The sequence below is a fragment of the Planctobacterium sp. AWM4_229 genome (assembly GCF_056160305.1).
On sequence record NZ_JBSWWX010000011.1, the window covers coordinates 67,101 to 82,543 of the forward strand.

The following is a 15,443-nucleotide window of genomic DNA, read 5'->3' on the forward strand; positions in this document are numbered from 1 at the left end:
GATTGAAGTTAATGTTCTTTATCTCTCTTAAGTATTTGCCATAAATCTGATTTAGCAAGTACCAGTGACCCCGCGCACATCTCTAATTGTTGGTATTAAAACTGCAATAACACTTCCACACCAGATTTATCCTTAAGATTTTGAATGCGGATCCTGGCAGAATGATACTCCGCCACGATTCGCGCGATAAATAAACCCAGTCCCAGATGAGGTGCGTTGTGGCTGGTTTCATTGCGCACAGATATCATGGAATCGAAAAGCTGTTCTTGCATGTCATCCGGAAGCAACCGACCTTCGTTGGCAACTCTTAGCAATACCTTGTTGTTTTCTGTGGTTAATGAAATATCAATCACACCATTCATTGGGCTAAAGTCCACCGCGTTCGCCGTGATCTTGTCCAGCATCTGAACAAAGAGATCAGGCGCACCTGATAATTTTGATTCCTGCAGCTGGATGTCACAGCGAAAGCGCCTGTTGGGGTAGGCTAATTGGTATCCGTGGGCACAGCTTTGTAACAGTGCTACCAGATCAAACTCTTCAGGTTCTGTTGCTTGTAAAGCGTGTTCCAGTCGAGCTGCTTCGCTCATGTTGGTGAGTATCTTACTCAATCTTTCCAATCCTTCTTGCGCTCTGTCGATGTAGGGCTGCTGTTGTGTCGTGGGCGACTCCAGGCTAAGGTTTTCCATTGAGGATTTAACGATGGCGACCGGGGTACGCAGTTCATGGGACAATCGGGAAGCCATTTTCTCCAGATAGTTGTGATATTGCTGCAACTTGTCCAATACACTGTGGAAGGTTCGCGACAAGTCGCCAATTTCATCTTGCGTGTTTGAGACCGGAATATTGCTCAAGATTTTACCATTGCCATCAATGGCCTTTTCGGTTTGATTGCGCAATTTTCGAATACGTGAAGATATTCGCGAAGCAAAGAGGAATAACGCCAAAGTCCCTAAAATCATCACCAACAGAATGATGTTGAACAGCTCTTCCAGGGCTTTGTTTTTAAGACTGCGAATACCATTTGTAGTTTGCTCAACAATCACGGCGCCTAATACTTTGTCATCCAGGTAAACCGGATGAGCTGCGGATAAGATGACTGCTTTATTATCTGGCGTCAGTCGCCACAAACTGTCGGCTGTGCCACGCAAAGCACTATCGATATCTTTGCCTTCCAATGAGTATGCATCGGTGAGTTCATCCACAAAGTCATCTGGTGGACGAGTTAAGATATTGTAATACAGAGGGAATAAATACTTTTGCTCAAACTCTTCCCAGATATTTTGTGGTGGTGTTGGCTGTGCCAGTCTGGCTTCCAGGCCCACTGAAGAAAAAATGTCTCCTGAGCGGGCCATCACGCGTTTGTGTTTGTCCAGCACCCAGACTCGCGCACCTGAGTGTTGCAGTCCTTTTACGATACGCTCTATTTCTGGAGAGGGGACTAATACCGTACCTAACGAGTCAGGTTGGGCAGGATTGGCGGTGCCAATTCTGGCCTGCACTTGCGGTGCATTTGCATCGTCAACATCGTTGATTTCAAAAGCAATTTTATCAGAGAGCATGGCAAGTGGTATACGCAGCTCAATGTTGTAGCCTTGCTCTGTGAGCTGCCAATGACCTTGGATTCGGGATTCGATACCCAGCGGTCGGAATGAATCGCCAATCGGAGTTAATTCCCAGGCATTTACCCAGCCAGATGCATAACTGGAAATCAGGTAGCGGTGAAAGCGTTTGTCTCTATCTGTCATGGCGATATGCAAAAAGTCGTTGCGATCCACCCGTAAACTATTTTTATTCCGCATCACGGTTTGGTTATCAATTACCTCAAAAAAGGCATACAAATAGTCATCATAAATGCCCACCATGTGGGTGAAATTTAAATCGGAGATGGAGTGGCTCTGGGTGCCCGCCAGTAAATAAGATTGGTCATAATTAATTGCCAGATGACGATAGTCCAGCCAATCGGCAAGTTTGCCATCAAGTCGAATCGGATCGAGAATTTTATGCGCATATAAGTCTGTGCCGGGTCTGACATCCTGCTGATAGCTTGCCTGGGTATCAAATAGTGCTGGGCGCTCGTGTAAAGCGGTCGCAACGGCCCGGGCGGTGCCCATGAGCGTTTGTTCCTGACCCAATAGCAGGTAATTTTCTAACTCCCACATGTACTTGTATCCGAGCCATGGAATGGCAAACAGGAATGAGGACAACAGGAGTAATTTGAGTCGAATGCCGATACGAAATTGCCACATGGCTCAACACCTGATCAGCATTATTGGCTTTTCCATCGATACCCCATGCCATACACAGTTTCAATGCGATCAAAACTGTCATCCAGTTGTTGAAACTTACGGCGTATGCGCTTGATGTGAGAGGTGATGGTGGTGTCATCCACCACCATGCGGGACTCGTCCATCAGTTGTTGCCGGCTTTTAACATGCCCGGCATGGCGGGCTATGGCGTGCAGCATCCAAAATTCTGTGATGGTGAGTTCCACGGGCTGTTGCTGCCAGGTAACGGTCATGCGGTTGGTGTCCATACAAAGTGCGCCGCTTTCCAATATATCCTCTTGATTTACTGGCATTTTAAGTAATTCTGTACGGCGAAACAGGGCGGCAATTCTGGCCAGTAAATGAGGCAAACTAATGTCTTTGGTCAGATAATCATCTGCCCCCATACGCAGTCCACAAATGGTGTCGTAATCGTTGTCTCTGGCGGTAAAAAATATGATGGGCAATGAGGGCGACAACCCCCGCAGTTGTTGGCATAAGGTAAATCCGCCATCAATTTCTTCTTTCAGGCCTATGTCGATGATGGCCAGGTCGGGCAGTCGTTGCTGGAACGCCTGTGAGGCGCTATTGCGATCTTCATAGCACAACACATCGTAGCCTTGCTTGTTGAGAGCGGCTCGATAATTGTCTCTAATGGCGGCATCATCTTCCACCAGTGCAATTCTTTTGGACATATAAATAATGGATCCAATTTAACGTAACGGGTTTACTATCGAGATAGCAAGAAGTCATTAATTAACATGTGAATGCGTTGCTCTTGATAGTCTTCCAGATTGACATAAAACATCAGCAAAATCGCTGTTATGATACTTAATACCCAAACTCCTTTTCTCGCTTTATTGCTCATCCTCTTTCTCACTCACTATTATTAAGCTGCAAAGTTCAACACACTCTTGTATGGACTGTAAGAATAATAAAAAATTCTGTCTGAACCAGAGATAAATGCTGGAACGGAGCAATTTCCATTTTTTCGCCACATTTGCGCCCGTTAATGCCATGATTTGGCTCACTTTTTCTACTCCATTATTTCGCCACATTTATTCTGAATATTGCCATTTTTTCTCCATGCCTTAGCCATCAGTCGAGTTTTAAATAGTTATCAAACCAAGCAAAACCAAACAGGTGACTTATGACATTGAAGACTTTGAATAAAACACTGATTGCTATTTCTTTATGCGCCTCTTTTTCCACTGTGGCTGAATCCAGCGAGGAGCTACATGAGGTATCAACGCAAGAGGAAGAAAAACACGTATTGATTGGGTTGGGCAGTGGGGCCGCCATTGGTGCCAGTGTTGCCGGTCCCGTTGGGGGTATTATTGGCGGCATCGTTGGCATCTTTATCGGCGATGATATCAATAGCCAAAATCGCGCAGATGACCTTCAGGTAAAACTTGTGCAATCGGAATCGCAACTGCTCGCTTTGCAGCAAGAATATGAGCAAACTTTGACGGCTTTTAAACAACTAAAAGCGCAGCAAAACGGCATTCAAGTGGCGGCATTGCAGCGCGAAGTCGCTCCTGTTGAACTCTCAGAGCTATTAGATTCGAAAGCGAACATTCAATTCAAAACGGCATCATGGCAGCTTGAGCAACATTATGTGGAGCAACTGGATAAAGTGGCTGAGCAACTACAACGCGACCCTAAGTTGGTGGTGCAATTATTCGGCTACGCGGATCGCCGTGGTGACGAAGAGTACAACCTGACATTGTCTGAAAAGCGAGCGGACCAGGTTAAGCGTTATTTGCTTTCTCGTGGTGTGCAGGCGGTGCAGATTGAAACAGCAGGCTATGGCGAAGCGCAACCCGTTGCCGCAAAACAAACTTGGGAAAATGACTTTTTCGACCGTAGAGTGGTGGTGCGTCTGACTTCTGAAGACGCGGTGATGACTGCAAAACAATAGGGGAATTATTGTGCGCTGCATTCATTATCAGTGGGGGGCGAAAAACTCGTCCGCCACCACTTTGCGGGCTTTTTGTAAGCAACCACGGAGGACGATGCCGCCAGGCATCGTCCTCTTCCTCATAGCATTGCTTTGCCATCCCTATTTGGCCGGGGCTGAGGAGTCAACTAAGAAACAGTCGGAATGGGAGCTGTCTATCGCCAATGGTATGTTGGTTTTTAAGCAGGAAACTACGACACATAAAACCGACAACGAAGCAAAAATCGATGGTACAACAGCTGAAGAAGACAGTGCGTCAGAGTTTGTTTTACCGGGAGAGGCCGAGGAAGAACAGGCATCACTTTTTTTGCTCGCGACAGAATCTCGATTTCAAACTGAGGTTTCCGGTATTGTTGCCCGCTCTACACTGACTCAGACTTTTCGCAATCCCGGTGCTGATTGGTTATCTGGTCAATATCAATTCCCGCTACCAGAAAGTGCAGCAGTGGATGCGTTGAAAATACGTATTGGAAAACGCGAGATTGTAGGACAAATACAGGAAAAGCAAAAAGCCAAAGCTAACTTTCAGCGAGCTAAAGCAGCAGGTAAAAAAGCTTCATTGGTGAGTCAACAGCGGCCCAACTTATTTACCACTGCTGTGGCAAACATTGGCCCTTATGAAGAAGTGGAAATTGAAATTCAATTTCAGCAACAGGTGCAGTTTGATGCTGGTGAATTTCGCTTACGCCTGCCTACCACGGTGACGCCGCGTTTTGGTGGAAACTTTGAATTTGAAGAAGGGATATCCCAGCTGGCAGCGCAACCGAATGTGTTTGATTTTACGCTCATGCTCAATGCCGGCTCAGAACTCGATTATCTGCGCAGCCTACACTATGTGGCAGAGACAGAATCTCAGGGAAATCATCAGTGGCGTTTAACCGCTCAGGCAGGACAAACACCTGACAGGGATGTGGAGCTTGTGTGGCGCTACAAGAATCAGCAACCGGAAATTTTGCATTTCAGCGAATCCAGGCGTGACGGTGAGTATGGGTTATTAATGTTGGTACCCGGTATTAAAGGGCCTGAACAGACAATAGCAAGAGACATCACCTTTGTTATAGACACCTCATCATCCATGGGTGGGCCTGCTATCAGACAGGCCAAATCGGCATTACTCAGCGCCATAGAACAGCTCAATGAAGAAGATAGTTTTAATATTGTGGAGTTTAACAGTCATGCGGACTCATTGTGGACTTCTGTGCTGCCAGGCAGTGAACGCAATCGCCGAGCGGCTGTTGACTATGTTCAGCAATTGGAAGCTGAAGGGGGCACCAATATCTACGAGGCATTAGATCGCGCCTTGTCGGTGCAGCGCATAAGTGACAATTTACCGCAATTGGTTTTTATCACAGATGGTGCCATTGGATACGAAGATGACTTGCTGACGCGACTCAATGAGCAATTGGGTGACGCCCGACTTTTTACTGTGGGTATCGGTGCTGCTCCGAATAGTTATTTTATGGTGGAAGCGGCAAGGGCGGGACGAGGAATCTACACCTACATAGCTCAGCAAGACCAGGTGCACAGTCGAATGGGGGAGTTGTTCGATAAGTTGGCCCAACCTGTGTTAAGAAATATTGAGGTTGATTTAGCCGTAGAGGCCGAAATTTATCCTGAACCCGTTCCCGACTTGTATCAAGGCGAACCACTAATGATAAGTTATAAATCGCCGATGCCGGTGATGGATATCAAAGTCACGGCTGATACTCAGAACGAACCATGGCAGGTGCTTTTGACCAGAGAGTTTGCGTCGCAGCATGCAGGTCTTGCCAAACATTGGGCGCGCCAGAAGATCACCAGTTTAATGCGGTTGCAACGAACACATCAAAATTCTGATGCCGAGACGAGAAAGAGAGTATTGGAAACGGCACTGGAGCATGGTTTGGTGAGCCCTTATACCAGTTTAATTGCCATTGACCACCAAAGTGCCCGTTATCGTTCAGAAGATGCCCGCTTGATAGCCAACTTGCCGGCGACCGCACTCGGATCGAGTCAACACCTGGCAATTGCTATCTTTTTACTGGTCATCGCGGCTTTGTTAACACTCTGGCATGGAATGGAGTTTACCGCTCACAAAACAAAGGGCCGGGTTTATGTTGCGAAGTGATTTTTATTACCCTGCCAAAAGGCGTTTTCTGAACTGGCGCAAGCTGGCAATTATTGTGTTATTGGGTTTATCAGCATGGCAATTTGGCCAGGGAGCCTGGATTCATACAAAAGCCATAGTGGCACAATTGTTAATCGCGAAATCCTGGCAGGAAACTTTGGCCACTGAGCAAAGGGTTCCGCCCTGGCCATGGGCAGACACCTGGCCTATCGCCAGGTTAAGTATTCCTGCTCACGGTAAGCCAATCTATGCCTTAGCGGGTAGTTCCGATGCTATTATGGCGTTTGGCCCCGGTCATCTCGTGCAATCGGCTTATCCGGGTCAACCGGGTAATAGCGTTTTTGTCGGACACCGGGACACCCATTTCGCCATTTTGGAATCGGTTCAGGATAACGATCTGATTGAGGTAGAGACGCTGCATGGTACAACGCTGTATCGCATAAACTCTGTGCGTATTGCTCATGAGTCACAAGCGTGGGCTGTGGAAAACACCTTGGATGCAACACTCACTTTAATTACTTGTTATCCCTTTGATTCCTTAATGGCTGACACTGATTTGCGTTACATAGTCACTGCTATAAAAGTTGAGTGACGTGCCTCTGTATTGCAACCTTAATCAGAAAATTTAACGGATACTTTCGTGCCGCCCAATTCTGATTGGTTGATCTCCAGCTGGCCTTGATAGGCGGCGGTTAAGTCCGATACAACAGCCAAGCCGATACCTTGGCCAGATTCATAACTATCCAGCCGCTGACCTCTTTCCAGCAGCAGGTGTTTCTTATCTTCCGGGATGCCGGGACCGTCATCACTAATGGCTATTTCCAAAAATTTTTCAGTCTTATGCACTTCAACCAATACTCGTGATTTTGCCGCTTTACAGGCGTTATCCATCAAGTTACCCAGCAACTCCATCAAATCAGTGGCATCGCCCTGGAATTCAGTATCAGGCTCAATATCGTGTTCAATCGCAATAAATTTATCGGCATACACTTTTTCCATAGCATCTGTGAGCTTATTGACTACGGAGCTGACTTGGGTGCTCTGATTCCAGCGACTACCGGCACCGGCCACAGCTCTTTTTAATTGGCGTTGAATGATTTGATCAATTTGAACTACGGGTTCACGACCTTCTTCCGGCAAAGACTTCATACCCGAAAGTACGGCCAACGGAGTCTTCAGGCTATGGGCGAGGTCTCCCAAACTGTTTTTATAGCGTTCTCGTTGATTTTCTTCGGTACTTAACAGGTGATTCAGACTGTTTTTTAACGTTTCCAGTTCTGGAGGATAGTGACTAGCAATACGTCGATTGCTGCCTTTCTCAATTCCGGAGATCTCCTTTTCCAGGCGGTTAATGGGTTTGAGCGCGGTATTTAACGTAAACAAAAGTAATAGCAGTAAAAGTGCTGCGATAATCGCTAGCCAGTTTAACAAGGTGGATTCAAATCGGGCGATTTCTTCATCATAAGCCGATTTATCCATGAACACGTGAAAAGCCACTGGGGACAATCCCAAATCCGTCTCGAATTCGGCTGTGTAACTGTATCGGAAATAGTGCCTGTTGCCCTCATCATCAGGTAAGGTTTCAAAGCGTGACTTACCGGGGACTGGAAAGGAGATTATCTCCGGCCACTGCCAATTGATAGCTGACATGGATTTCCATACCACCTTGTCATAATTGTGAATAACAGCGTAAATACCCGAGTCAGGTAGATTGAACTCGCCGTGGATCATCAGTTCCGGCATGTAAACTTCTTTGCCTTCAATCTCGAATTCAGAAATCAAAGTCAGGCTTAATAATCGTAGACGCTCAAAGGTGGCCTGATGGATGCTGGCTGCATAGGCCTGCTGCAACGCGTAGTTCATTAATGGAATGAAAAACAGCAGCGCAATGAGCGCTGCTGCGAAAGTTCTGACTTTTAACGAGATTGGGCTCATAATTGCCGATTGATACGGTAGCCTCTTCCACGCAGGGTTTCTATGGGTTTGTAGCTGTTTTCCGGATCCAGCTTTTTGCGTAATCTACCCACAAATACTTCAATAACGTTGCTGTCTAAATCAAAATCTTGATCGTAAATATGTTCAGTAAGTTCGGTTTTGGAAATGATTTTCTTAGGATTCATCATCAGGTATTCCAACACCTTGTACTCATAAGCTGTTAAATCAAGGACTTCGTCGCTAACGAATACTTCTTGGGTTACTGTGTCCAGTGTAATTGGACCTACCTGCACTTTAGGACTGGACTGTCCGGAAGCTCGTCGGATAAGGGCATTAACTCTGGCTAATAATTCTTCTTCCTGGAAAGGCTTCGTCAAATAATCATCAGCACCCGCATCTAAGCCTTCGACTTTTTCCTGCCAGCGATCTCGAGCGGTCAGGATGAGTACCGGACAAGCGATATCCTTTTGGCGAATCCTTTTTACTAACTCAAAACCGTCTAATTCAGGTAATCCGACATCCACAATGGCGGCGTCATAGGGATATTCTTCAAATAAAAACAGCGCTTTTTTACCATCGTCTGCCAAATCAACACTGTACCCTTGTCTTTGCATCAATTGATCCAGTTGCGTTAACAAACGGGCATCATCTTCTACAATTAAGATCCTCATTAACCTCTTTCCTTGTCTTGTGTTGTTTTTCGTTGAATTTCGATGAAGATAACTCTGCCAGAACTTTGTAAAATTTTGACCCGGTATCTATTGCCATGAGCTTCTACTTTTAAAACTCGGCCCGTAACCTGTCGTTGCGCCAGCTTGGCGGCTTCCGCTTTATTGCTGGCTCCTTCATTTGCCATTGCGGGTAAGCCAGTTACCAGCATTGTTATAAGCAAAAAAAACTTTAAAAACTGCATTCAATATTCCGAAAAATCAGGTTGATGTACATCAGATAATTCACATTTTTAATCCTGTTGGACTGACATCAACCTTTAGTGTAACCACTTCTGTTCAATTGTACATGGGCATCAGGTGAACCTGTAATCTGATTTTTCTACCCGGGTGCTCATGAGTAAAGGTGGTAAAATGCTCACCTTTGTAGCGGTAGGTTACTTCATAACCTTTTAATCTTCTCTTACGTTTATCATGGTGTGAAGAATATTCACAGCGGTGATCATAGTGTCTGGTGTGTGCATGACGGGTGTATACTTTATGATCATCGCCCAGCTCATGGCCAATAACCCCCCCAACGACGGCACCAGCAACGGTAGCCACATCTCGATTTCTACTGCCTTTTCCTAATTTATTGCCAATAACACCACCTACAACGGCTCCGGTTACCGTGGCCAGAGAATTGTGTTGTTTGTATCTTGATGAGTAGTGGCCCTTGTGATAGTGATTACAATCTCGATTGTGATGAGAATAATGGCCATGAGTTTTATGATAAACAGGAATAACTTTAATCACTCTGCCATAGTCGTAATAGCGACTATCGTGGCCAGCTATTGCCGATTGACTGAATAATAAAACCGCAGAAACCAAACCGATTAATAAGCTTTTCATAATCATACTCCTCAGTAGATATTGAAAGTGTAGGCTTACGTGACTGAATCACTGCTGAACTTTTATTAATCAGTGAAGGGGGGAGGTTTATTTGCCCAGATAACAAAAAAGGAGCCGCCTGACTCCTCCTAAATACACTGCCAGGCCTTTGCTCAGGCTTTGCCCATTGGGTTGTCACAATCGGCAAATACAGTGTGTTTTTTATTAAAGGTATATACGTGCACTGATAGTGGTACGCCTTTAATTTTATTCCACATATAGCGTTTCGCTGATGATGGGCACAAAGACATCTTTAAATACTTTTCTTGTTCGTCTCTGGACATGTTGAGCTTTTCGGGGATTTGAATGTACGCATTGATAGTACCATTTACAGCTTGTGCTCCTTGGTAGTACCAATCCCCACCCAGGATTGAGGTGCGGAAAGCGGCGTTAACACTCTTGAGCATAGGTTCGGTAACGGTTTCGTCAGAGTCAAAACTAATTTGTGTCGCAGCGCTGCTTTGCATACAGCCGGAACTGAGCAGTGAACTGCCTATGACAAACATGATACAGATTAACTTTGTGTATTGTTTTGAAATTGACCCTACTATGTTCATTGTTACAACTCAAAATTAAGGCATAGTGATATGGGTATCGGCCAACTTTAAAATCTCTAAAGCCCTTATTAAGGCTTAAATTGCATACTTGCTTACAATTTGGGGGAAAATTTTTATAAAAAAATGGGGATATTTTCTGGGGATCTGTGGTCTCAGCCACTATGTTATTAAAATGTTAATTGAGTTTTTAGCTGTATATGCAGTGGTTTTTTCAGTTTTTAAGTTTTCTTTGTCTTGGGCTTATTAAAGTTTTTTCCTATATCTTTTATCGCGGCGAGCCCGTTTGGCTAAGCCGCGAGCGCGAGGAATCAATGCAAGAGGTTAAGTTACTGGTACTGCTTAACCATACAAGTTTATTTGAGCCGCTGTTTATCCGATTTGCTCCGTGGCGCTTGATCTGGATGTTGGCTCACAAGTTGGTAATTCCCGGCGCTGATATCACCATGAAGCGTCCAATGGCAGGACGCATACTCAAAGCATTGATGCCAGGGTGCATTCCCATTACGCGTAAAAACGACCATTCATGGATGCACTTTTTGAGTCAGGTAAATGAGCAAAAGATAACCGCGATATTGCCAGAGGGGCGTATGAAACGCCGCAACGGATTGGACAAGTTCGGCAAGCCAATGTCAGTGAGGGGCGGGGTTGCTGATATATTGGAATGTCTGAATGAGGGAAAGATACTATTTGTCTATTCTGGTGGGCTGCATCATATCCAGGCTCCGGGAGATAAATGGCCTAATCTTTTTAAAACCTTGCGGGCCAACATGGAGTTGGTGAATATTCAGGATTATAAACGTCAGTTTAGTGAAAAAACTGATGATCTGGTGGCCAGACATAACGCATTTAAAGTCCAAGTGATTGAAGATATGAACCGTCGCCTGAGTGAGTGTGTACCACAAAGTTAAGATGCAACGGTGGATTATAATTACAAAACGGACCTGAAGGTCCGTTTTGTATTCTTGTACAGCCGCACGGGACTACTGGTTTTTGTGAAAGTCCCAAGCTGTCTGGATGATTTCTTCCAGGTCCAGGAATTGTGGCTGCCACCCCAGCTCTTTTTGAGCGCGTGTTGAGTCAGCAATGAGTTTTGGTGGATCACCCGCGCGTCGTTCACCTAAATCAAAGGGTATTGCTTTACCCACCACTTTTTCGGCGGTGCGGATAACATCCAACACGCTAAAGCCATTACCAATACCCAAGTTATAACGATGTGCACCGGCATGCTTTTCGATATATTCGAAGGCTTTATAGTGAGCGCTGGATAAGTCGTTGACATGAATGTAATCGCGAATACAACTGCCATCCGGAGTAGGGTAGTCGGTGCCAAATACCTTTAATGACGCGTCCGTTTGTCCTAATACCGATTTTAAAATATTTGGGATCAGATGAGTCTCGGGATCGTGCATCTCACCAATTTTTCCCGATGGGTCAGCGCCTGCCGCATTAAAGTAGCGTAAACATACGGAACGCATACCGTAGGCATCGGCATAATCGCTTAAGATTTTCTCTACCATTAATTTGCTTTGGCCATAGGGGTTAATAGGATTCGTTGGGTGACTCTCATCAATTTCTTCAGATTCTGGTATTCCAAAGGTTGCAGCAGTAGAGCTGAAAATAATCTTGTCGTGGCCAGTTTGTAGCATCACATCGAGTAAATTGAGAGTACCTGTGACGTTGTTGCGGTAATAGATTTTAGGATCCGTTTTAGATTCACCCACCAGGGATTTAGCACAAAAGTGGATAACACAGTCGAAGGGGCCGAAATCGTCAAATGCCGTTTTTAATACTGTAGTATCCAGAATATCAACATTGCGGAATTGCTCAGTCAACAGCAGCCCTTCGAAGCCCGTTGACAGATTGTCAAATACCACCACCTGGTGCTGATTATTTTGCAGGTAGTTCACCATGTGAGAGCCGATATAGCCGGCGCCCCCTAACACTAAAAACTTAGCCATTTCTTTCCTTTTATTTAAAGCTTGATATTACAAATATTGTTGTCTTGCTCTGTCCAGCTGTGTCTGTGTTTGTGTGACATTTCTGGAGCCCATAAATTGAGTAAAGATATCCATAGCTGCTTTTGCCATGTCATCGTTCGTATCTCGGTCAAAAAACTGTGACACCCCTTCTGCCGCTCCCAGCGTCACAGTACCTTGCTGGATAAAATAATCATTGCTGGTGGCGCTTTGAGTGTTGGGTGGAATAGTGCCGAGCATCTGGTTAAATTCCTGCTGAAAGCCTCTGCCAGCCAGCACTTCGATAAATCTGCGGGCTGCAGCATTATTTTTGGCATACTCAGGTATCATAAAGACGTCTAAGGGAGCTTCTTCATATAAAGGAACGGAATCATCAATTACCGGGAAGCGGAAAAAGCGAAAATCTTCTTTTAAGGTGGGCGGCATGGCACCCGCAAAGAAGTTGCCCATTAAGGTCATGCCTGCCATTTTATGATAAAGGAATGGCATTGCCTGGTCCCACTTCCATTTGTTGTATTGAGTAACGAAATAGTTCTGGTCTAGCAGGCCTTTCCACAAGTTCAAAACTCGGGTGACCCTATCGTCCATAAAGGACTCTTCGCCTTTTAGCAGGCGCTGATGAAACTCCAGACCGTTTACGCGTAGATTCAGGTAGTCAAACCAGGCTAGCGTAGGCCATTGGTATTTGGCACCTACCGTAATTGGCACTATGTTATTAGATTGCAGTACGCGACACACATTGAGGAATTCATCCCAATTTGTCGGAGGGCGAAGGTTCAACTTATCGAATAAGGATTTGCGGTAATAGAAACCCCATTGATAGTAGGAGATGGGGATACCGTATTGTTTTTCGTTCAGGGTTACAGCTCCTGTTGCACCTGCCGTAAACTTGTTGCGTAAATCATTGCCTTGCCACATGTCTGAAATATCTGCAATGTAGCCTTCTCGCACATATTGAAAGAGTCGTTCGCCACCTTGCCAGTTTAACAAATGCGGGCCATCACCATTTTGAAACCAACCCATCAGGGACTGTTTAAACTCCGCGTCAGGTTTAAAGTTGAGCTTCACTTTTATACCGGGATTGTCGCGTTCAAACTGTTGGGCGAATGACGTATAGAAAGCGCGTTGTGCACCTGAATTGGTGAGTATTCCCACTTCTATCTGTTGTGGACCGGAGATTTGTTGCGCTGTTGACGGCGATGCCATCAACGCGAGCCATAAGAAGCAAGCTGTCTTGATTACATTAACTATTTTTTTCATATGCTCAATTCGATCACAGTGATGCAAAGAAGTATAGGACATCATTGTTTTTTGCACCTTTTTAAATCTGAAGTGCTTGTTTTGTATGAGTTAGTGTATCATTGCAGAGTCTTATATAAGATACAAATGAATGTTGAGTTAAACTCCATGAAAATTTCAATTTGGACTATGCTTAACATTTAGTTAACAGGCATCTTGCCTACAACAAACACAGCATTCGCAAAAATTAAGGTTGGAGTTCTGTAGTGAGCTTAAGAAGAAGAATTAATATTGCTTTACTGATTGCACTGGTTAGCACACTTTTTATCTACGCATTTATTGATACCTGGCTGAGTCAAAGTGCATTGGAGCAGCGGATTGAGCAAAACGCGGAAAGTTCGGAAAAACGCCTCGGGATCACTCTTGCTGATTCTATGTGGAACTTTAATGTCGCTTCGGCAGAAAAAATTGCCATGGCGGAATTGGGCACCAATGATTTGGTGGGGTTAACGGCCTACAACCTTGAAAAAGATATTTTGTTTAGCATTCAGTGGGATGCTGAAAACAATCGTGCCACCACAGGCTCCTACGATGGGGATGTGTTGTTTACCAAAGAAAAAGACATTGTCTACGAAGATGGTGACGAAGAGTTCAAAGCCGGCTCTGTGCGCCTGTATTTTTCTGATGACTCCTTGGATGCCGCTTTTAGCCGTTCGGTGCAACGCAGTTTTTACCAAATTGTTATCCTCTCCGTCATACTGCTAACGGTGATGGGATTTCTAATTAATTTCCTGATCATTACGCCACTGGAAACTATCACTGAGCGGGTGAACGATATTGCTCAAGGAGATGGTGATCTCACTAAGCGGGTTAAAGTCATCTCCTCTGGTGAGTTGGCCGCTTTGGCAGAAGGCATTAACCACTTCATTGAAAATGTACACAACATTGTTAAAGATATATGTAAGGTATCCAACACCCTGGATAAATCTTCTGAGGCCAGTCGCCATGATATTGTTGAATTGAATAATCTGGTATCTGATCTCAATGAAAAAGTGGTGCACATTGTTCAGTCTATGCAGGAAATGAGTGTCACTTCTAAAGACGTTGCCAATCAAGCCGCAGGCTCTGCTGACGTGATGCAAGAAACCACTCACATGGCTGAACAAGGCTTAACCGATGTTAAGATGGCCAATACCAAAACTCAGGAGTTGGCTGAGAGTGTTAAAGCTACAACAGATAAAACCGCCAAACTTGATGAACATGCCCAGTCTATAGGCGCTGTAGTGGACGTGATAAAGAGTATCGCTGAGCAGACCAACTTACTGGCACTAAATGCGGCTATTGAAGCTGCCAGAGCGGGTGAGCAGGGACGAGGTTTTGCAGTGGTTGCAGACGAAGTTCGCACACTGGCGCAGCGTACCCAAACCTCTACTGGCGAGATAGAAGAGATTATTGGCCAGTTGCAATCTCAAGCGAAAGACACTCATGCCATAATGAACAGTGGTTTGGGCCAGGCAAAAGATAATGTGCAATCGGTGGCTCAGGCAGGGGAAACTTTTGCGGATATTGAAAATGCAATCACCAGAAACCTCGACAGTGCCACTATGATTGCGACAGCCGCAGAAGAGCAAAGCCAAACATTGACCTCCATGGAAGCCAATATTGAGTTTATTAAATCTGCCAATGACAGAACGCTGGAGATTGCGCGTAAGAGTGCGTCCAGTAACGAATCTATGGTCGGGTTGAGTCGCGAAGTTGCGGCCTTGGTAGAGAAGTTTAAGATATAGCTAATGGTTCAAAAAAGCCG

General features: G+C 45.2%; 15 protein-coding genes. 5 read left to right on the forward strand and 10 right to left on the reverse strand.

The features are described from left to right. Positions 1 to 95: 95 nt before the first annotated feature. From pdsS to ACXAGP_RS20280, 3 genes are read right to left on the reverse strand one after another with little or no spacing between them, the layout of a single operon-like run. The gene (pdsS, locus tag ACXAGP_RS20270) at positions 96 to 2,246 is read right to left on the reverse strand and encodes a proteobacterial dedicated sortase system histidine kinase (RefSeq protein WP_475263518.1); all 2,151 of its coding nucleotides are present in this window, start codon (positions 2,244 to 2,246) and stop codon (positions 96 to 98) included. Between the two features lie 20 nt (positions 2,247 to 2,266). Next, positions 2,267 to 2,959 (reverse strand): proteobacterial dedicated sortase system response regulator, encoded by a 693-nt coding sequence (gene pdsR / locus ACXAGP_RS20275; RefSeq protein WP_475263520.1) that lies wholly within the window; start codon positions 2,957 to 2,959, stop codon positions 2,267 to 2,269. Positions 2,960 to 2,994: 35 nt separating this feature from the next. Beyond that, complete coding sequence (locus ACXAGP_RS20280) at positions 2,995 to 3,132, reverse strand: hypothetical protein (RefSeq protein WP_475263521.1); 138 nt, start codon at positions 3,130 to 3,132, stop codon at positions 2,995 to 2,997. A 282-nt stretch (positions 3,133 to 3,414) separates the two neighbouring features. Here ACXAGP_RS20280 and pdsO point away from each other — a divergent pair, with 282 nt between their 5' ends. The 3 genes from pdsO (at position 3,415) to ACXAGP_RS20295 (ending at position 6,923) form a co-directional block, all read left to right on the forward strand. Then, positions 3,415 to 4,185 (forward strand): sortase-associated OmpA-like protein PdsO, encoded by a 771-nt coding sequence (gene pdsO, locus ACXAGP_RS20285; RefSeq protein ID WP_475263523.1) that lies wholly within the window; start codon positions 3,415 to 3,417, stop codon positions 4,183 to 4,185. 94 nt (positions 4,186 to 4,279) lie between these two features. Then, complete coding sequence (locus ACXAGP_RS20290) at positions 4,280 to 6,331, forward strand: VIT domain-containing protein (protein ID WP_475263524.1); 2,052 nt, start codon at positions 4,280 to 4,282, stop codon at positions 6,329 to 6,331. Next, entirely contained in the window at positions 6,318 to 6,923 is a 606-nt protein-coding gene (locus ACXAGP_RS20295) for a class GN sortase (protein WP_475263526.1), read from the forward strand. Before ACXAGP_RS20290 ends, ACXAGP_RS20295 begins: the two co-directional genes overlap by 14 nt. Before the next feature lie 20 nt (positions 6,924 to 6,943). Here the strand turns inward: ACXAGP_RS20295 and ACXAGP_RS20300 are convergent, their stop codons facing one another. The 5 genes from ACXAGP_RS20300 to ACXAGP_RS20320 all read right to left on the reverse strand — a co-directional run bounded on the left by ACXAGP_RS20300 (position 6,944) and on the right by ACXAGP_RS20320 (position 10,370). Continuing rightward, positions 6,944 to 8,266: an ATP-binding protein gene (locus tag ACXAGP_RS20300; RefSeq protein ID WP_475263528.1), complete on the reverse strand. Its 1,323-nt coding sequence runs from the start codon at positions 8,264 to 8,266 to the stop codon at positions 6,944 to 6,946. Then, the gene (locus ACXAGP_RS20305; RefSeq protein ID WP_475263530.1) at positions 8,263 to 8,937 is read right to left on the reverse strand and encodes a response regulator transcription factor; all 675 of its coding nucleotides are present in this window, start codon (positions 8,935 to 8,937) and stop codon (positions 8,263 to 8,265) included. Before ACXAGP_RS20305 ends, ACXAGP_RS20300 begins: the two co-directional genes overlap by 4 nt. After that, positions 8,937 to 9,179, reverse strand: coding sequence for a PepSY domain-containing protein (locus tag ACXAGP_RS20310; protein ID WP_475263531.1), 243 nt, complete (start codon positions 9,177 to 9,179; stop codon positions 8,937 to 8,939). Before ACXAGP_RS20310 ends, ACXAGP_RS20305 begins: the two co-directional genes overlap by 1 nt. A 94-nt stretch (positions 9,180 to 9,273) precedes the next feature. After that, positions 9,274 to 9,825 (reverse strand): glycine zipper 2TM domain-containing protein, encoded by a 552-nt coding sequence (locus ACXAGP_RS20315; RefSeq protein ID WP_475263533.1) that lies wholly within the window; start codon positions 9,823 to 9,825, stop codon positions 9,274 to 9,276. 152 nt (positions 9,826 to 9,977) lie between these two features. After that, positions 9,978 to 10,370, reverse strand: a complete 393-nt coding sequence (locus ACXAGP_RS20320; protein ID WP_475263535.1) for a hypothetical protein — start codon at positions 10,368 to 10,370, stop codon at positions 9,978 to 9,980. Between the two features lie 362 nt (positions 10,371 to 10,732). On the opposite strand from ACXAGP_RS20320, the gene ACXAGP_RS20325 reads away from it, so the two are divergent. Next, positions 10,733 to 11,329: a 1-acyl-sn-glycerol-3-phosphate acyltransferase gene (locus ACXAGP_RS20325; RefSeq protein WP_475263536.1), complete on the forward strand. Its 597-nt coding sequence runs from the start codon at positions 10,733 to 10,735 to the stop codon at positions 11,327 to 11,329. 72 nt (positions 11,330 to 11,401) lie between these two features. On the opposite strand, the gene galE is transcribed toward ACXAGP_RS20325, so the two are convergent. Continuing rightward, positions 11,402 to 12,379: a UDP-glucose 4-epimerase GalE gene (galE, locus tag ACXAGP_RS20330; protein WP_475263538.1), complete on the reverse strand. Its 978-nt coding sequence runs from the start codon at positions 12,377 to 12,379 to the stop codon at positions 11,402 to 11,404. A 27-nt stretch (positions 12,380 to 12,406) separates the two neighbouring features. After that, positions 12,407 to 13,603 carry an ABC transporter substrate-binding protein gene (locus ACXAGP_RS20335; protein ID WP_475263539.1) on the reverse strand — a complete coding sequence of 399 codons (1,197 nt, stop codon included), beginning with the start codon at positions 13,601 to 13,603 and terminating at the stop codon, positions 12,407 to 12,409. Positions 13,604 to 13,902: 299 nt separating this feature from the next. On the opposite strand from ACXAGP_RS20335, the gene ACXAGP_RS20340 reads away from it, so the two are divergent. After that, positions 13,903 to 15,423, forward strand: coding sequence for a methyl-accepting chemotaxis protein (locus tag ACXAGP_RS20340; protein WP_475263541.1), 1,521 nt, complete (start codon positions 13,903 to 13,905; stop codon positions 15,421 to 15,423). Positions 15,424 to 15,443: the final 20 nt, after the last annotated feature.